A 17,175-nucleotide genomic window follows, 5' to 3' on the forward strand; every position below is an offset into this window, starting at 1 on the left:
CTTTTTTACTCCTGATTCACGCGATTAAGCTTGCCCACAGCGGCAGCCATTAATACTTCTTGAGTGGCCTGCTCGCGAGTGAACTCACCGCCGAGATGCCCTTCATGCATAACGATAATTCGATCGCTCATGCCCAATACTTCTGGCATCTCAGAGGAGACCAGAATGATGCTCAGCCCATCGGCCTTAAACTGGTTGATAAGCTGATAGATTTCTTTCTTAGCCCCAACGTCAACGCCGCGCGTTGGTTCATCGAGGATCAGGACTTTTGGTCGGGTCATCAGACCGCGCGCAATCGCCACTTTCTGCTGATTACCGCCAGAAAGCAGGCCGATAGCCTGTTCCATCGATGGCGTTTTAACATTGAACAGACGAATAAAATCACCTACCGCCTGCTGCTCGTCTTTATGTTTAAGGCTTCCACCAGCGCGACTGAAATAACGCAGCGCGGTTAGTGACATGTTCTCTTTCACCGACATGCCCAGCACTAAACCATCGCGTTTACGGTCTTCAGAAATATAGACGATGCCGTTAGCCAACCCATCCTGCGGCGAACGGGTGACCACTTCATGGCCATCAAGCGTGACGTAACCGCTGGTGCGCGGCAATGCGCCGTACAACACTTTCATCAGCTCGGTACGTCCGGCACCCATCAGCCCCGATACGCCAAGGATCTCGCCTTTACGTAGCGTGAATGAAACATCGTTTACGCCAGGGCCGCACAGGTTATCGACCTTCAGGCGAATATCACCCGGCGCTTTTTCCAGGCGCGGGTATTGATCTTCCAGCTTACGTCCCACCATCATTTCAATCAGCGAGTCTTCGGTCAGCGAGGCGACTTCACGCTCGGCAATAAACTGCCCGTCGCGAAAAACGGTCACGTCGTCACAAATCTCGAAGATCTCTTTCATGCGGTGAGAAATATAGACAATGCCGCGTCCCTGAGATTTCAGTTCGCGAATGACGCGGAACAGGGATTCGGTTTCGGTATCGGTGAGCGCATCCGTCGGTTCATCCATAATGATGACCTTCGATTCAAAGCTCAGCACTTTGGCAATTTCAACCATCTGCTGATCGCCAATCGACAGTTCACCGACCAGTCTGTCGCTTTTAAAGCGCAGATTCAGTTTGGCAAGCAGCAGATCGGCTTCGGCGTACATCTTCTTCCAGTCAATTTTGCCAAAGCGATTAACGAACTCACGGCCAAGAAAAATGTTCTCGGCGATAGTGAGTTGCGGGATCAAATTCAGCTCCTGGTGGATGATACCGATTCCGGCTTCCTGGGAGGATTTAGGGCCGTTAAAGGTGGTCTCTTTTCCCAACCACAATAAAGAACCGGCATCACGGGTATAGATCCCGGTCAGCACTTTCATCATGGTGGATTTGCCCGCGCCGTTTTCGCCCACCAGCGCCATTACGCGGCCTGGGTAGACATTCAGCGCGGCGCCGGATAGCGCTTTTACGCCCGGGAACGCTTTATCGATCCCTTTGAGTTGCAGTAATGCGTTCATGATGGCCTCAGAACGTGACGCCAGCACAGAGAATGATATTCGCATACGGAGAACACTCTCCGCTGCGAATTACCGCCTGACTGTCTGCGGTTTGTTTTTTGAATTGTTCATGCGTGGTGTAACGAATTTCTATGGTGTTTCCCTGGTGTTGTTGCAGTTGCTCAATGTGGCTGAGCAACGTTTCGTGGAGTTGCGGATTATGTTGTTTAATTTCCGTCGCGAGAATGGCCGCCTCGACCTGCATTTCACGTGTCACCACATCCAGTACCTGCATAAAAGAAGGTACGCCCTGGGTTAATGCCATATCGATACGCGTTGTGCTATTCGGGATGGGTAAACCTGCATCACACACCACCAGCGTATCGGTATGCCCCAGACGGGAGATCACCGATGAAATTTCAGAGTTGAGTACCGTGCCTTTCTTCATTTTCTTTCCCCACTAGCGAAACGTTTCGCTGAAGATAAGTGTAGAGCGAAGAGTGGAGATAAAACCACCGCGAAGTTACGAAAATGTGATCGCCATCGAAACGTTTCGCAAGGATTATCATTCGATGAAATGAAAACTGGGAGGGACAAAACAAAACGCCCCCTTTCGCGATGAAAGAGGGCGTCGATGAGATTAAATCTCGACCTGAGTACCGAGCTCAATAACCCGGTTCGGTGGGATTTCAAACTGGTCCGGGGCGCGCAGCGCATTGCGTTGTAGTAGCAGATACAGCTTACCGCGCAGACGCAGATACCATGGTCGTTTGCCAACAATCAACGACTCGTGCGACATGAAGAACGAGGTTTCCATCATCCGACAGCTTAAGCCTTCCAGACCGCAGCGATGGAACACTTCTTCAACGTTCGGCGTTTCGCGCCAACCGTAGCTGGCCACCACGCGCCAGAAGGTGGGCGATAACTGCTCAATCTGCACCCTACGCACATTGTGAACATATGGCGCATCTTCCGTGCGCAGCGTCAGCAGAATAACGCGTTCATGCAGAACCTTGTTATGTTTGAGGTTATGCAGTAGCGCAAACGGGATGACGTTCAATGCACGAGACATGTACACCGCCGTTCCCGGCACGCGTACCGGTGGTGATTTCTCCAGAGAGGCAATCATCGCCTCCAGAGAGTTGCCGTGCTCATGCATGCGACGCAGCAGACGGAAACGCTCGCTTTTCCAGGTGGTCATAATGGTGAACATCACCAGACCCAGCGTCAGAGGCAGCCAACCGCCGGAAATCAGTTTATCGAGGTTCGCGGAGAACAGCGGAACATCGACGCACAAGAACGCCACCAGGATCAGGAAGACGAAGTATTTATTCCAGTGCCAGTTTTTGCGCGCCACGGTGGTCGACAGAATTGAGGTCAGCACCATTGTCCCCGTCACCGCAATCCCGTACGCCGCAGCCAGATTGCTGGAGTGTTCAAAGCTCACAATCACAATAACCACTGCAAAATAGAGCATCCAGTTAACGAAAGGAATGTAGATCTGGCCCGACTCCATTTCCGAGGTATGGATGATACGCATCGGCGATAAATACCCCAGACGCACGGCCTGACGCGTCAGTGAGAAGACGCCGGAGATAACCGCCTGTGAAGCGATAACCGTTGCCAGCGCGGCGAGGATCAGGAGCGGTATCAACGCCCAGTCCGGTGCCAGCAGGAAGAACGGGTTTTTAATCGCTTCAGGATGCTTTAACAGCAACGCCCCCTGACCAAAATAGTTCAGTACCAGCGAAGGCAATACCACGGAGAACCATGCCAGGCGAATCGGCAACTTACCGAAGTGGCCCATATCCGCATACAGCGCTTCAACACCGGTAATCGACAACACCACCGCACCCAGCGCAATAAAGGACAACGTTTTGAATTCGAGGAAGAAATGCACCGCCCAATATGGATTGAGCGCCTGCAGCACTTCCGGATTGCCAATAATACTGCGCACGCCTAACACCGCCAGCGTCAGGAACCACAACAGCATAATCGGCGCAAACAGCTTACCGACCATGCCGGTACCGTGTTTTTGAATCAAAAACAGCAGGGTCAGTACGATTATCGAGAGCGGAACAATCCAGGTATCCAGTTGCGGAGCAATGATCTCCAGACCTTCAATCGCCGACATCACCGAGATAGCAGGCGTTATCACCACTTCTCCATAGAAGAAGCTGCCGCCAATCAACCCCATAATCACCAGCATGGAGGTTGTTCGTGCTGAAGTATTACGCCCGGCCAATGACATCAGCGTCAGGATCCCGCCTTCTCCGGCGTTATCCGCGCGCATGACAAACGTCAGGTATTTAATGGAGACAACAAAGATCAGCAGCCAGAAAATCAGCGAGAGAAAGCCAAATACGGCATCACGTTCAACGCCAAAACCAAACTGGCCGGACAAACATTCACGAAGCGTATAAAGTGGGCTGGTACCAATATCACCGTAGACAACCCCAATGGCCGCAAGGGTAATCGCAGACAATGATTGTTTATTATCAGTGCTCATAGACTCGTCTTTCGTTTATACACATCATCTTTCAAGCCACCTCCGCGTGGGCTGCATTCGTTATTCCCCCCATCCCAGAAGAAAACTCCATTGCCGCCTTGGTGCAGCTTGATTGATTTGGTGTATATATAAGAAATGTGTGCGTCGTCCCTTGGCCCACAAAAAGGCGCACAGTATGCACGATTAATCGCAAAATCGTACCCCTAAATGAGACCAGATTAATCTGGCTCAAAGAAAAATAAGCGCACCTTCAGTCTATTACTGCACTGGTGTGAAGCATCTATACTCGCTGTTTATGCAGTACATTTGGCGAAAGGACGCCACTTCATTATGGCTCACCCACATTTATTAGCGGAAAGAATTTCCCGTCTGAGCAATGCGCTGGAAAAGGGACTTTATGAACGTAGCCACGCCATTCGTCTGTGTCTGCTGGCTGCACTTAGCGGCGAGAGCGTTTTCTTATTAGGTCCTCCCGGGATCGCGAAAAGCTTAATTGCCCGCAGACTGAAATTTGCCTTTCAAAATGCTCGCGCCTTCGAATATCTGATGACGCGCTTCTCTACGCCGGAAGAGGTTTTCGGCCCGCTGTCCATTCAGGCGTTAAAAGACGAAGGTCGCTATGAACGCTTAACGGCAGGCTATCTCCCTGAAGCTGAAATCGTCTTTCTCGATGAAATCTGGAAGGCGGGACCGGCGATTCTTAACACCCTGCTGACCGCCATCAACGAACGCCACTTCCGCAACGGCGCGCATGAAGAGAAAATCCCGATGCGCCTGCTGGTGGCAGCCTCCAACGAACTGCCTGAAACAGACAGCAGCCTGGAAGCGCTGTACGACCGTATGCTGATTCGTCTGTGGCTGGATAAAGTCCAGGACAAGGCCAACTTCCGCTCGATGCTGTTAAGTCAGCAGGATGAAAGCGACAATCCGGTCCCGGCATCGTTACAGGTAACGGATGAAGAGTATTACCAGTGGCAAAAGAACATTGGCGCCATCACGCTTCCCGATCGCGTGTTTGAGCTTATTTTCATGCTGCGCCAGCAGTTGGACACGCTACCGAATGCCCCCTACGTGTCCGATCGTCGCTGGAAAAAAGCCATTCGCTTGCTCCAGGCCAGCGCCTTCTTTAGCGGACGTGATGCGGTAGTTCCCATCGACCTGATCCTGCTGAAAGATTGCCTGTGGTACGACGCACAAAGCCTGAATCTAATGCAGCAGCAGCTGGAAGTATTGATGACCGGACACGCATGGCAACAGCAAGCCATGCTGACCCGTCTGGCCAGTATTGTACAGCGCCGCATTCAGCTCCAGCAGCAGCAAAGCGATAAAACAGCATTCACCGTGATCCGTCAGGGCGGCATGTTCAGCCGTCGTCCTCATTATGATTTACCGCCGGAGGCCACGTCTTCCGTCGTGACATTACTACTGCAAAAGCCCTTAAAGCTGCATGATATGGAAGTAATCCATATTGCTTTCGAACGTAGCGCGCTGGAACTGTGGTTAACCAAAGGCGGTGAGATCCGCGGAAAATTAAACGGCATCGGTTTTGCCCAGACGCTGAACATGGAAGTGGATAGCGCGCAGCACCTGGTTGTACGCGACGTCAGCTTACAAGGCTCTCGCCTGGCATTGCCCGGTACATCACAAGAGAGTATGCCCGCTGAAATAAAACAGGAGCTTGAAGCGCTCGATAACGAGTGGCATCAGCAGCACAGCGCATTTAGCGAGCAGCAAAAATGTCTGTTTATTCATAGCGACTGGTTAGGCCGCATTGAGGCCAGCCTGCAGGATGTCGGGGCGCAAATCCGCCAGGCGCAACAATGCTGACCCTTGATACGCTCAACATCATGCTGGCAGTCAGTGAAGAAGCGATGATCGAAGAGATGATCGTCGCACTGCTGGCTTCTCCAAAGATGGTGGTATTTTTTAACAAATTCCCTCGCCTTAAAAAAGCGATCACTGACGATATTCCCCGCTGGCGTGAATCTTTGCGTAGCCGCCTCAAAGATACCCATGTACCGCCGGAGTTAGCGGAAGAGGTTATATGCTATCAACAAAGCCAGCTCCTCTCTCATGCGCAGTTTATCGTCCAGCTACCGCAAATATTGTCGCTATTGCACCACCTCCATTCGCCATGGGCCGGACAAGCGCAGCAGTTGGTCAATGACAACAGCGCGTTTACGCCTGCCCTACATACGCTTTTTCTCCAGCGCTGGCGCCTGAGCCTGGTGGTGCAAACCACAACGCTGAATCAGCAACTGCTGGAAGAAGAGCGCGAGCATTTGCTCAGTGAAGTACAGGAACGGATGACCCTTAGCGGGCAACTGGAACCCGTACTGGCAGAAAATGACAACGCCGCAGGCCGGTTGTGGGATATGAGCGCAGGTCAAATCAAGCGCGGTGATTATCAGTTGATGGTGAAATATGGCGAATTCCTGACGCAACAACCTGAACTCCAGCGTCTGGCTGAGCAGTTAGGCCGTTCCAGAGAAGCGAAATCCGTACCGCGTAAAGATGCGCCAATGGAAACCTTCCGCACCCTGGTGCGCGAACCGGCAACCGTCCCGGAGCAAGTAGATGGCATCCAGCAAAGCGACGATATCCTGCGCCTGCTGCCGCCGGAACTGGCCACGCTGGGCATTACCGAACTGGAATACGAGTTCTACCGACGACTGGTGGAAAAGCAGCTGTTGACCTATCGCCTGCACGGCGAAGCATGGCGTGAGAAAGTCACGGAACGCCCCGTGGTGCATCAGGATTTTGACGAGCAACCGCGCGGACCGTTTATCGTCTGCGTTGATACTTCGGGATCGATGGGCGGCTTTAATGAGCAGTGTGCGAAAGCCTTTTGCCTGGCGCTAATGCGCGTCGCCCTTGCCGATAACCGACGCTGTTTCATCATGCTGTTTTCAACAGAAGTAGTGCGCTATGAGCTATCCGGCCCGGAGGGCATCGAACAGGCGATCCGTTTTTTAAGTCAGCGCTTTCGCGGTGGTACCGATATTGCCAGCTGTTTTCGCGCCATTACTGAGCGCATGCAGGGTCGGGAATGGTTTGATGCTGATGCGGTGGTGATCTCAGATTTTATCGCACAGCGATTGCCCGATGAGGTTGTCAGCAAAGTGGAGGAATTACAGCGGGTGCACCAGCACCGTTTTCACGCGGTGGCGATGTCAGAACATGGTAAACCCGGCATCATGCGCATTTTCGATCATATCTGGCGCTTTGATACCGGGATGCGAAGCCGCCTGCTCAGACGCTGGCGGCGTTAATTCTTACAACAGAGAGGCGACGCTTTCACGTACCTGTGCCGGCCATACGCCACACTGAACCTGACCAATGTGTGGTAATTGCAGCAACAGCATGGTCAGACGCGACTGCCCAATTCCTCCACCAATCGTCTGTGGCATTTCACCGCGCAGCAGCGCCTGGTGCCATTCCAGACTCAGACGATCTTCATCTCCGGTCAGAGACAGCTGATGTTTCAGAGTGTCAGCATCCACACGGATCCCCATAGAAGACAGCTCAAACGCATCCTCCAGTACCGGGTTCCAGACCAAAATATCACCGTTCAGACCGGCGTGACCCAGCTCGGACGATGAACTACAGTCATCATAATCCGGCGCACGTACATCATGGCGGTGACCGTCGCTGAGCTTGCCGCCGATCCCCACCAGGAATACCGCGCCCAGCTCTTTAGCGATCGCACGTTCACGACCTTTTGCGTCAAGACCAGGATAACGAGATAACAGTTCCTGGCTATGAACAAAGTGGATCTGCTCTGGCAGGAACGGTGCCAGACCAAACTCTTTGCTCACCGCAGCTTCGGTAGCCTTAATTCCCGCCCAGATAGCCTCTACCGTGCTTTTCAGAGTGGAGAATTGACGCTCGCCGTCGCCCATCACGCGCTCCCAGTCCCACTGGTCAACATACACTGAGTGCAGCGGGGAAAGGCGATCTTCATCAGGACGCAGGGCCTTCATATGCGTGTACAGCCCTTCGCCTGCGCTAAAGTCGTGTTGTCCTAATGTTTGACGCTTCCACTTCGCCAGTGAATGAACCACTTCGAATTGAGCGTCTGGCAATGCTTTAACCTTCACCTGCACCGCTTTTTCACAGCCCGACAAGTTATCTTGCGTGCCATCTCCTACGCGGCTGAGGATCGGAGCCTGAACTTCGATCAGACCTAAACGCTCTTCCAGCTGACGAGAAAAATGAGATTTTACGAAGCTAATTTGACGTTGTTTGGCAATGTAAGCGGTTTTCATTATGTGTACTCCTGTGTCCTGTTGCCTATGATTAAGCAACAGAATGTAGGTAATATTCAATAATCAACAAACAAAAAGCCTTCTTCGATTTTGATTCGTTAAAATTAACGTCTAAAATAGAGGGAATCATTAATCTACATAAGAAAAACCTATGGAAAATTATCAGATCGACAATCTGGACCGCGGCATTCTTGACGCCCTGATGGAAAATGCCCGAACGGCCTATGCCGAATTGGCCAAACAGTTCGGCGTTAGCCCGGGGACAATTCACGTTCGCGTAGAGAAGATGAAGCAGGCCGGGATTATTACCGGCGCGCGGATTGATGTTAGTCCCAAACAGTTGGGCTATGACGTCGGTTGCTTTATCGGCATCATCCTGAAAAGTGCGAAAGACTATCCGTCAGCGTTGGCCAGACTGGAAAGCCTCGATGAGGTGACCGAAGCGTATTACACCACCGGGCACTACAGCATCTTTATAAAGGTGATGTGCAAGTCAATCGACGCGTTACAGCAGGTACTTATCAACAAGATCCAAACAATTGATGAAATTCAGTCCACGGAGACCCTGATCGTCCTGCAAAACCCGATCATGCGCACCATCAAGCCATGATCGTTTTTTTTAATCCCCTATTTTTCCACAGGTAGATCCCAGCTCGCTCACAGCGTACAATACGCCCTCTTTATAAAGGTGGGCGATCATGGCAGAAATCACTCTTATCAGCGGCAGCACGCTTGGCAGTGCGGAATATGTAGCAGAGCATCTGGCTGAAAAACTGGACGACGCGGGTTTTTCCAGCGAAATACTGCATGGGCCAACGCTTGAAGAGGTCCCGACTGATGGGATCTGGCTGATTATTAGCTCCACGCACGGTGCGGGAGACATTCCTGACAACCTGCAGCCTTTATATGATGCCTTATGCGAGCAAAAACCGGACCTTTCACAAGTGCACTTTGGTGCAATCGGGATCGGCAGTCGTGAATATGACACCTTTTGCGGCGCAATCGACAAGCTGGAAGCCGAACTGAAAGCCTGCGGGGCAAAACAGATCGGCGAAACGCTCAGGATCAACGTACTGGAACATGAAATTCCGGAAGATCCGGCTGAAATTTGGCTGGGATCCTGGCATCCATTGCTCAGAGATTTGTAAAGATCGTACTTTTTTATGTGGATAACTCTGGTTAAAAGCTTGGATCAACCGGTAGTTATCCCAAGAACAACCGTTGTTCAGTTTTTGAGTTGTGTATAACCCTTCATTCTGCTCCCAGCTTATACGGGCCAGGATCACCGATCATTCACAGCTAATGATCCTCAACAACCTGTTGATCTTATTCAAAGGATCGCCCTTATCCACAGAAAGTTGCGATCCTAATAAGAGATCACAATAAAACAGATCTCTAAATAAAAAGATCTTCTTTTTAATACCCAGGATCCCAGGGCTTTCTCGATCGACTAAAGTTGAGTAGAATCCACGGCCTGGGCTTCAATCCACTTTCACACCGCGTTATGCGAGGCAATTACCATGTTTTATCAGGATCCTTTTGACGTCATCATCATTGGCGGGGGTCATGCAGGCACCGAGGCCGCAATGGCCGCGGCGCGAATGGGTCAACAGACTCTGCTTTTGACACACAATATCGACACTCTGGGACAGATGAGCTGCAACCCGGCGATCGGCGGTATTGGGAAGGGACACCTGGTAAAAGAAGTGGATGCGCTTGGTGGGTTGATGGCAAAAGCGATCGACCATGCAGGTATCCAGTTTAGGATACTAAACGCCAGCAAAGGGCCAGCCGTTCGTGCTACCCGAGCTCAGGCCGACCGTGTGCTCTATCGCCAGGCAGTACGCACCGCACTCGAGAATCAACCCAATCTGATGATCTTCCAACAGGCAGTTGAAGATCTGATTGTTGAAAACGATCGTGTTGTGGGTGCAGTGACCCAAATGGGACTGAAGTTCCGTGCCAAAGCGGTTGTGTTAACCGTAGGGACTTTTCTTGACGGCAAAATTCATATTGGTCTGGACAACTACAGCGGCGGCCGTGCTGGCGATCCGCCGTCTATCCCGCTGTCACGCCGTCTGCGTGAACTGCCGTTACGCGTCAGCCGCCTGAAAACCGGTACGCCGCCGCGTATCGATGCACGCACTATTGATTTCAGCGTGCTCGGCCAGCAAAACAGCGATAACCCGATGCCGGTCTTCTCATTCCTGGGCGATGCTTCTCAACATCCGCGTCAGATGCCGTGTTACATCACGCATACCAATGAGAGAACCCATGACGTGATCCGCAATAACCTCGATCGTAGCCCGATGTACGCAGGCGTGATCGAAGGTATCGGTCCGCGCTACTGCCCGTCGATCGAAGACAAAGTGATGCGCTTTGCCGATCGTAATCAGCATCAGATCTTCCTCGAACCGGAAGGACTGACGTCTAACGAAATTTATCCGAATGGTATCTCCACCAGCTTGCCGTTCGATGTGCAGATGCAAATTGTCCGCTCCATGCAGGGAATGGAAAATGCCAGAATCGTCCGTCCTGGCTACGCGATTGAGTATGATTTCTTCGATCCGCGCGACCTGAAACCCACTCTGGAAAGCAAATTCATCCAGGGTCTGTTCTTTGCGGGCCAGATTAACGGTACTACCGGTTACGAAGAAGCTGCCGCGCAAGGGATGTTGGCGGGTCTGAACGCCGCGCGCTTGTCTGCTGAGAAAGACGGTTGGGCACCGCGTCGCGATCAGGCTTATCTTGGTGTACTGGTGGACGATCTGTGTACGCTTGGCACCAAAGAACCGTACCGTATGTTCACCTCACGCGCAGAATACCGTTTGATGCTGCGCGAAGATAACGCCGACCTGCGTCTGACCGAAATTGGGCGTGAACTGGGTCTGGTGGACGACGAGCGCTGGGCTCGTTTCAACGAGAAGCTGGAGCGTATCGAACAGGAACGTCAGCGTCTCAAATCAACCTGGGTAAATCCGTTAGCGGAATCTGCAGCAGAAGTGAATGCTCACCTGGCTACGCCTTTGTCACGTGAAGCCAGCGGTGAAGATCTTCTGCGCCGCCCGGATATGACCTATGCTCAGTTGACCTCTTTATCTGCGTTCGCACCAGCGCTCGACGATGCTCAGGCCGCGGAACAGGTTGAGATTCAGGTGAAATACGAAGGGTATATCGCCCGTCAGCAGGAAGAAATCGAAAGACAACAGCGTAATGAGAACACCCTGTTGCCTGCAACGCTGGATTATCGTCAGGTCTCAGGCTTGTCGAATGAAGTTATCGCCAAGCTGAACGATCACAAACCGGTATCGATCGGCCAGGCATCGCGTATTTCTGGCGTAACGCCTGCCGCCATTTCCATTCTGCTGGTATGGCTGAAGAAACAAGGTATGCTGCGCCGCAGCGCTTGATAACACTATTTTGGCGGTGGGCGCTTCGCCTGCCCGCCCTACAAATTTGTAGTCCCGATAAGCTATAGCGCATCGGGAAATTGATTATGAACAGGTAACGACCGTGCTCAACAAACTCTCTCGTCTGCTGGCTGATGCTGGTATTTCTCTTACCGATCACCAGAAAAATCAGCTGATTGCGTATGTCGATATGCTGCACAAATGGAACAAAGCGTACAACTTGACGTCGGTACGGGATCCCAACGAAATGCTGGTGCGCCATATTCTGGACAGTATTGTCGTCGCGCCGTATCTGAAGGGGGAGCGTTTTATTGACGTGGGTACGGGACCGGGCCTGCCGGGTATTCCTCTCTCTATCGTGCGCCCTGAAGCGCATTTCACACTGCTGGATAGTCTGGGAAAACGCGTCCGTTTCTTGCGTCAGGTGCAGCATGAGCTTGCGCTTACTAACATCACTCCTGTGCAAAGTCGCGTTGAAGAATTCCCTTCAGAGCCGCCGTTCGATGGGGTCATTAGCCGTGCGTTCGCGTCACTTACTGATATGGTGAGTTGGTGCCATCATTTGCCTGGCATGGATGGGCGTTTTTATGCGCTAAAAGGGCAGTTGCCTGAAGATGAAATTGCTTCGTTGCCTGCAGAATTCAGCGTCGAGTCGGTCGAAAAATTACGCGTTCCGCAACTGGATGGTGAACGTCATCTGGTGGTTATTAAGCCAAACAAAATTTAATTTTTATCAAAAAAAATAGAAAAAAAACGGCTATTCAGGTGTTAAAAGTCATAGGGAATAGTGTGGTTAAATGTCGTTACAATTCACTAGCGCCTTACGGTTTTGCATCATAACTATAACGTACCGTTTTTTGTTAAAAGCGAAACAAGTCAGCTGTGAAAATATCAGTCTGCTAAAAATAGAACGTAAGAACCACCCGTTATGTTAATTTTTTATTATAAATGTCAATGCGTGGTTTTTTTGTTGTTAGCTGTTGTTTTTGAAATAGTGGCTATTTTTACGCTTAAATATCAAAAAGATGAAAAGGCATCATTTGCCACGTAAATAAATTATGCGAAGGTGAATATGTTCAATATGTGATCTGGTGCACGCTTTGCCGCCAGTATTTACGCGGCATTTGCAGTTTTGCATGATCGTTCACAGTTTGCTTAAAAGTGATAAATGTGGGGTAGCGAAAAATATTTAAACATTTATTCACTTTTTAGCTACTTATTGTTTGAAATCACGAAGGCGCACCGTATAATTTGACCGCTTTTTGATGCTTGACTCTAAGCCATAAAGAACGTTTTATACGACACGCGGCATACCTCGAAGGGAGCAGGAGTAAAAACGTGATGTCTATGTCGCTCTTGAGTCGAAACGTTGCTCGTAAGCTTTTGCTCATACAGTTTCTGGCGGTAATAGCAAGTGGATTGCTGTTTAGCCTCAAAGACCCTTTCTGGGGCATCTCCGCATTGTGCGGTGGATTGGCAGTGTTACTGCCTAATGTGTTGTTTATGATATTTGCCTGGCGTCACCAGGCGCATACACCAGCTAAAGGCCGAGTAGCCTGGACGTTCGCCTTCGGCGAAGCCTTCAAGGTGTTAGCTATGCTGGTTTTGCTGGTGGTGGCGTTGGCTGTTTTGAAAGCGGTATTCATGCCGCTGATCGTTACGTGGGTTTTGGTGCTGGTGGTTCAGATACTGGCGCCGGCTGTAATTAACAACAAAGGGTAAAGGCATCATGGCTTCAGAAAATATGACGCCGCAGGATTACATAGGACACCATCTGAATAACCTTCAGTTGGACCTACGTACATTCTCGCTGGTGGATCCGCACAACCCCCCAGCCACCTTCTGGACGCTCAATATTGACTCCATTTTCTTCTCGGTGGTTCTGGGTCTGTTGTTCCTGCTTATGTTCCGTAGCGTAGCTAAAAAGGCGACCAGCGGCGTACCAGGTAAATTTCAGACCGCGATTGAGCTGGTAATCGGCTTTGTGCATGGTAGCGTGAAAGACATGTACCATGGCAAAAGCAAGCTGATTGCTCCGCTGGCCCTGACGATTTTCGTCTGGGTATTCCTGATGAACTTGATGGATTTACTGCCTATCGACCTGCTGCCGTACATCGGTGAGCATATCTTTGGCCTGCCGGCTCTGCGTGTGGTTCCGTCTGCTGACGTAAACATCACCCTGTCGATGGCGCTGGGCGTATTTATCCTTATTCTGTTCTACAGCATCAAAATGAAAGGCATCGGCGGCTTCGCGAAAGAGTTGACGCTGCAGCCGTTCAATCACTGGGCGTTCATCCCTGTCAACTTAATCCTTGAAGGGGTAAGCCTGCTGTCCAAACCAATTTCTCTTGGTCTGCGACTGTTCGGCAACATGTATGCCGGTGAGCTGATTTTCATTCTGATTGCTGGTCTGTTGCCGTGGTGGTCACAGTGGATCCTGAATGTGCCATGGGCCATTTTCCACATACTGATTATCACGCTGCAAGCCTTCATATTTATGGTTCTGACGATTGTCTATCTGTCGATGGCATCTGAAGAGCATTAATTTACCAACACTACTACGTTTTAACTGAAACAAACTGGAGACTGTCATGGAAAACCTGAATATGGATCTGCTGTACATTGCTGCCGCTGTGATGATGGGTCTGGCGGCAATCGGTGCTGCGATCGGTATCGGCATCCTCGGGGGTAAATTCCTGGAAGGCGCAGCGCGTCAACCGGATCTGATTCCTCTGCTGCGTACTCAGTTCTTTATCGTTATGGGTCTGGTGGATGCAATCCCAATGATCGCTGTAGGTCTGGGTCTGTACGTGATGTTTGCTGTCGCGTAGTAAGCGTTGCTTGAATTAAGAGCAATATCAGAACGTTAACTAGATAGAGGCATTGTGCTGTGAATCTTAACGCAACAATCCTCGGCCAGGCCATCGCGTTTGTCCTGTTCGTTCTGTTCTGCATGAAGTACGTATGGCCGCCTTTAATGGCTGCCATCGAAAAACGTCAAAAAGAAATTGCTGACGGCCTTGCTTCTGCAGAACGAGCACATAAGGATCTTGACCTTGCAAAGGCCAGCGCGACCGACCAGCTGAAAAAAGCGAAAGCGGAAGCTCAGGTAATCATCGAGCAGGCGAACAAACGCCGTGCTCAGATCCTGGACGAAGCTAAAACTGAAGCAGAGCAGGAACGTACTAAAATCGTGGCACAGGCGCAGGCGGAAATTGACGCCGAGCGTAAACGTGCTCGCGAAGAGCTGCGTAAGCAAGTTGCTATCCTGGCTGTTGCTGGCGCCGAGAAGATCATCGAACGTTCCGTGGATGAAGCTGCTAATAGCGACATCGTGGACAAACTTGTCGCTGAACTGTAAGGAGGGAGGGGCTGATGTCTGAATTTATTACGGTAGCTCGCCCCTACGCCAAAGCAGCTTTTGACTTTGCCGTTGAGCACCAAAGCGTTGACCGTTGGCAGGATATGCTGACGTTTGCCGCTGAGGTGACGAAAAACGAACAAATGGCAGAGCTTCTCTCTGGCGCGCTGGCGCCGGAAACGCTCGCTGAGTCGTTTATCGCCGTGTGCGGTGAGCAGCTGGACGAAAGCGGCCAAAACCTGATTAGGGTAATGGCTGAAAATAACCGTCTGAATGCGCTCCCGGATGTTCTTGAGCAGTTTATTCATCTGCGTGCAGCCAGTGAGGCTATCTCTGAGGTAGAAGTCACTTCTGCCAATGCACTGAGTGATGAACAGCTTACGAAGATTAGTGCAGCGATGGAAAAACGTCTGTCACGCAAAGTTAAGCTGAATTGCAAAATCGATAAGTCTGTAATGGCTGGCGTAATCATCCGAGCGGGTGATATGGTCATTGATGGCAGCGTACGCGGCCGTCTTGAGCGCCTTGCAGACGTCTTGCAGTCTTAAGGGGACTGGAGCATGCAACTGAATTCCACCGAAATCAGCGAACTGATCAAGCAGCGCATTGCTCAGTTCAATGTTGTGAGCGAAGCTCACAACGAAGGTACTATTGTTTCTGTAAGTGACGGTGTTATCCGCATTCACGGCCTGGCCGATTGTATGCAGGGTGAGATGATTTCCCTGCCGGGTAACCGTTACGCTATCGCACTGAACCTGGAGCGCGACTCCGTAGGTGCCGTTGTGATGGGTCCATACGCTGACCTCGCCGAAGGCATGAAGGTTAAGTGTACGGGTCGTATTCTGGAAGTTCCGGTTGGCCGTGGCCTGCTGGGTCGTGTGGTGAATACTCTGGGTTCCCCAATTGACGGTAAAGGTCCGGTTGATAACGATGGCTTCTCGCCAATCGAAGTTATCGCACCAGGCGTAATCGAACGTCAGTCCGTCGACCAGCCAGTACAGACAGGTTATAAATCTGTTGATGCCATGATCCCAATCGGTCGTGGCCAGCGTGAGCTGATCATCGGTGACCGTCAGACAGGTAAAACCGCGATGGCAATCGATGCCATCATCAACCAGCGTGATTCCGGTATCAAATGTGTGTACGTGGCTATCGGCCAGAAAGCGTCCACCATTTCTAACGTGGTTCGTAAACTGGAAGAACACGGCGCACTGTCCAACACCATCGTTGTTGTGGCGACCGCGTCTGAATCTGCTGCTCTGCAATACCTGGCGCCATATGCCGGTTGCGCAATGGGCGAATACTTCCGTGACCGCGGTGAAGACGCGCTGATCGTTTACGATGACCTGTCTAAACAGGCTGTTGCTTACCGTCAGGTTTCCCTGCTGCTCCGTCGTCCACCAGGACGTGAAGCATTCCCGGGCGACGTATTTTACCTCCACTCCCGTCTGCTGGAGCGCGCATCCCGCGTAAACGCGGAATACGTTGAGAAGTTCACCAACGGTGAAGTTAAAGGTAAAACCGGCTCCCTGACCGCTCTGCCGATTATCGAAACCCAGGCGGGTGACGTTTCTGCGTTCGTTCCGACCAACGTAATTTCCATTACAGATGGTCAGATCTTCCTGGAAACCAACCTGTTCAACTCCGGTATTCGTCCGGCAGTTAACCCGGGTATCTCCGTATCTCGTGTAGGTGGTGCAGCGCAGACCAAGATCATCAAGAAACTGTCCGGTGGTATTCGTACCGCACTGGCGCAGTATCGTGAACTGGCAGCGTTTTCTCAGTTCGCTTCCGACCTGGATGAAGCTACTCGTAAGCAGCTGAGCCACGGTCAGAAAGTAACTGAACTGCTGAAGCAGAAACAGTACGCCCCAATGTCTGTAGCACAGCAGGGTGTGGTGCTGTTTGCGGCTGAACGCGGTTACCTCGAAGATGTGGAACTGGCGAAAATCGGTAGCTTTGAAGCCGCTCTGCTGGCTTACGTTGACCGTGACCACGCTCCGCTGATGCAAGAGATCAACCAGTCCGGTGGCTATAACGATGAAATCGAAGGCAAGCTGAAAGCTATCCTCGATTCCTTCAAGGCAACCCAGTCCTGGTAACGTCTGGCGGTCTGCTTTAGGGCGGACCGCAAGGC

General features: G+C 51.3%; 16 protein-coding genes. 12 read left to right on the forward strand and 4 right to left on the reverse strand.

Annotated features, from left to right (window positions below):
- Window positions 1–5: 5 nt before the first annotated feature.
- From rbsA to kup, 3 genes are all read right to left on the reverse strand, one after another.
- Window positions 6–1,511, reverse strand: coding sequence for a ribose ABC transporter ATP-binding protein RbsA (gene rbsA / locus HV345_RS23580; RefSeq protein WP_003023764.1), 1,506 nt, complete (start codon window positions 1,509–1,511; stop codon window positions 6–8).
- A 7-nt stretch (window positions 1,512–1,518) separates the two neighbouring features.
- Window positions 1,519–1,938 (reverse strand): D-ribose pyranase, encoded by a 420-nt coding sequence (gene rbsD, locus HV345_RS23585; protein WP_016155090.1) that lies wholly within the window; start codon window positions 1,936–1,938, stop codon window positions 1,519–1,521.
- A 192-nt stretch (window positions 1,939–2,130) separates the two neighbouring features.
- The gene (kup, locus tag HV345_RS23590) at window positions 2,131–3,999 is read right to left on the reverse strand and encodes a low affinity potassium transporter Kup (protein ID WP_003023768.1); all 1,869 of its coding nucleotides are present in this window, start codon (window positions 3,997–3,999) and stop codon (window positions 2,131–2,133) included.
- A gap of 330 nt (window positions 4,000–4,329) precedes the next feature.
- On the opposite strand from kup, the gene ravA reads away from it, so the two are divergent.
- Together ravA and viaA are read left to right on the forward strand one after the other, a co-directional pair.
- Window positions 4,330–5,826, forward strand: coding sequence for an ATPase RavA (gene ravA / locus HV345_RS23595; RefSeq protein ID WP_181546612.1), 1,497 nt, complete (start codon window positions 4,330–4,332; stop codon window positions 5,824–5,826).
- Window positions 5,820–7,271, forward strand: coding sequence for an ATPase RavA stimulator ViaA (viaA, locus tag HV345_RS23600; protein ID WP_137380259.1), 1,452 nt, complete (start codon window positions 5,820–5,822; stop codon window positions 7,269–7,271). Before ravA ends, viaA begins: the two co-directional genes overlap by 7 nt.
- A gap of 3 nt (window positions 7,272–7,274) precedes the next feature.
- Here the strand turns inward: viaA and asnA are convergent, their stop codons facing one another.
- Window positions 7,275–8,267 carry an aspartate--ammonia ligase gene (gene asnA, locus HV345_RS23605; protein ID WP_181636117.1) on the reverse strand — a complete coding sequence of 331 codons (993 nt, stop codon included), beginning with the start codon at window positions 8,265–8,267 and terminating at the stop codon, window positions 7,275–7,277.
- Between the two features lie 151 nt (window positions 8,268–8,418).
- Between asnA and asnC the strand changes: the two genes are divergently transcribed.
- The 10 genes from asnC to atpA all read left to right on the forward strand — a co-directional run bounded on the left by asnC (window position 8,419) and on the right by atpA (window position 17,140).
- Window positions 8,419–8,877 (forward strand): transcriptional regulator AsnC, encoded by a 459-nt coding sequence (gene asnC / locus HV345_RS23610; RefSeq protein WP_003023780.1) that lies wholly within the window; start codon window positions 8,419–8,421, stop codon window positions 8,875–8,877.
- Between the two features lie 88 nt (window positions 8,878–8,965).
- The gene (gene mioC / locus HV345_RS23615; RefSeq protein WP_181636118.1) at window positions 8,966–9,415 is read left to right on the forward strand and encodes an FMN-binding protein MioC; all 450 of its coding nucleotides are present in this window, start codon (window positions 8,966–8,968) and stop codon (window positions 9,413–9,415) included.
- Window positions 9,416–9,787: 372 nt separating this feature from the next.
- Window positions 9,788–11,677, forward strand: coding sequence for a tRNA uridine-5-carboxymethylaminomethyl(34) synthesis enzyme MnmG (gene mnmG / locus HV345_RS23620; RefSeq protein WP_016155085.1), 1,890 nt, complete (start codon window positions 9,788–9,790; stop codon window positions 11,675–11,677).
- 103 nt (window positions 11,678–11,780) lie between these two features.
- Window positions 11,781–12,404, forward strand: a complete 624-nt coding sequence (gene rsmG, locus HV345_RS23625; RefSeq protein ID WP_047358453.1) for a 16S rRNA (guanine(527)-N(7))-methyltransferase RsmG — start codon at window positions 11,781–11,783, stop codon at window positions 12,402–12,404.
- Between the two features lie 614 nt (window positions 12,405–13,018).
- Window positions 13,019–13,399, forward strand: a complete 381-nt coding sequence (gene atpI, locus HV345_RS23630; RefSeq protein ID WP_153647272.1) for a F0F1 ATP synthase subunit I — start codon at window positions 13,019–13,021, stop codon at window positions 13,397–13,399.
- Between the two features lie 7 nt (window positions 13,400–13,406).
- A complete protein-coding gene (atpB, locus tag HV345_RS23635; protein WP_003023792.1) occupies window positions 13,407–14,222 on the forward strand; it encodes a F0F1 ATP synthase subunit A in 816 nt (271 codons plus the stop codon).
- A gap of 46 nt (window positions 14,223–14,268) precedes the next feature.
- Window positions 14,269–14,508, forward strand: a complete 240-nt coding sequence (gene atpE, locus HV345_RS23640) for a F0F1 ATP synthase subunit C (RefSeq protein WP_003023794.1) — start codon at window positions 14,269–14,271, stop codon at window positions 14,506–14,508.
- Between the two features lie 59 nt (window positions 14,509–14,567).
- Complete coding sequence (atpF, locus tag HV345_RS23645; protein WP_003827022.1) at window positions 14,568–15,038, forward strand: F0F1 ATP synthase subunit B; 471 nt, start codon at window positions 14,568–14,570, stop codon at window positions 15,036–15,038.
- A gap of 14 nt (window positions 15,039–15,052) precedes the next feature.
- Window positions 15,053–15,586, forward strand: a complete 534-nt coding sequence (gene atpH / locus HV345_RS23650; RefSeq protein WP_006687767.1) for a F0F1 ATP synthase subunit delta — start codon at window positions 15,053–15,055, stop codon at window positions 15,584–15,586.
- Between the two features lie 12 nt (window positions 15,587–15,598).
- On the forward strand, window positions 15,599–17,140 hold the full coding sequence (gene atpA / locus HV345_RS23655; RefSeq protein WP_003023802.1) for a F0F1 ATP synthase subunit alpha: 1,542 nt from the start codon (window positions 15,599–15,601) through the stop codon (window positions 17,138–17,140).
- The last annotated feature ends 35 nt before the right edge of the window (window positions 17,141–17,175 follow it).

The sequence above is a fragment of the Citrobacter sp. RHBSTW-00986 genome (assembly GCF_013783065.1).
GTDB lineage: Bacteria > Pseudomonadota > Gammaproteobacteria > Enterobacterales > Enterobacteriaceae > Citrobacter > Citrobacter braakii.

What these genes read in the sequence shown, in the direction of transcription:
- rbsA (WP_003023764.1), bottom strand. Translation starts at nt 1,511, where the DNA reads ATGAACGCATTACTGCAACTCAAAGGGATCGATAAAGCGTTCCCGGGC.
- rbsD (WP_016155090.1), bottom strand. Translation starts at nt 1,938, where the DNA reads ATGAAGAAAGGCACGGTACTCAACTCTGAAATTTCATCGGTGATCTCC.
- kup (WP_003023768.1), bottom strand. Translation starts at nt 3,999, where the DNA reads ATGAGCACTGATAATAAACAATCATTGTCTGCGATTACCCTTGCGGCC.
- ravA (WP_181546612.1), top strand. Translation starts at nt 4,330, where the DNA reads ATGGCTCACCCACATTTATTAGCGGAAAGAATTTCCCGTCTGAGCAAT.
- viaA (WP_137380259.1), top strand. Translation starts at nt 5,820, where the DNA reads ATGCTGACCCTTGATACGCTCAACATCATGCTGGCAGTCAGTGAAGAA.
- asnA (WP_181636117.1), bottom strand. Translation starts at nt 8,267, where the DNA reads ATGAAAACCGCTTACATTGCCAAACAACGTCAAATTAGCTTCGTAAAA.
- asnC (WP_003023780.1), top strand. Translation starts at nt 8,419, where the DNA reads ATGGAAAATTATCAGATCGACAATCTGGACCGCGGCATTCTTGACGCC.
- mioC (WP_181636118.1), top strand. Translation starts at nt 8,966, where the DNA reads ATGGCAGAAATCACTCTTATCAGCGGCAGCACGCTTGGCAGTGCGGAA.
- mnmG (WP_016155085.1), top strand. Translation starts at nt 9,788, where the DNA reads ATGTTTTATCAGGATCCTTTTGACGTCATCATCATTGGCGGGGGTCAT.
- atpI (WP_153647272.1), top strand. Translation starts at nt 13,019, where the DNA reads ATGTCTATGTCGCTCTTGAGTCGAAACGTTGCTCGTAAGCTTTTGCTC.
- atpB (WP_003023792.1), top strand. Translation starts at nt 13,407, where the DNA reads ATGGCTTCAGAAAATATGACGCCGCAGGATTACATAGGACACCATCTG.
- atpE (WP_003023794.1), top strand. Translation starts at nt 14,269, where the DNA reads ATGGAAAACCTGAATATGGATCTGCTGTACATTGCTGCCGCTGTGATG.
- atpH (WP_006687767.1), top strand. Translation starts at nt 15,053, where the DNA reads ATGTCTGAATTTATTACGGTAGCTCGCCCCTACGCCAAAGCAGCTTTT.
- atpA (WP_003023802.1), top strand. Translation starts at nt 15,599, where the DNA reads ATGCAACTGAATTCCACCGAAATCAGCGAACTGATCAAGCAGCGCATT.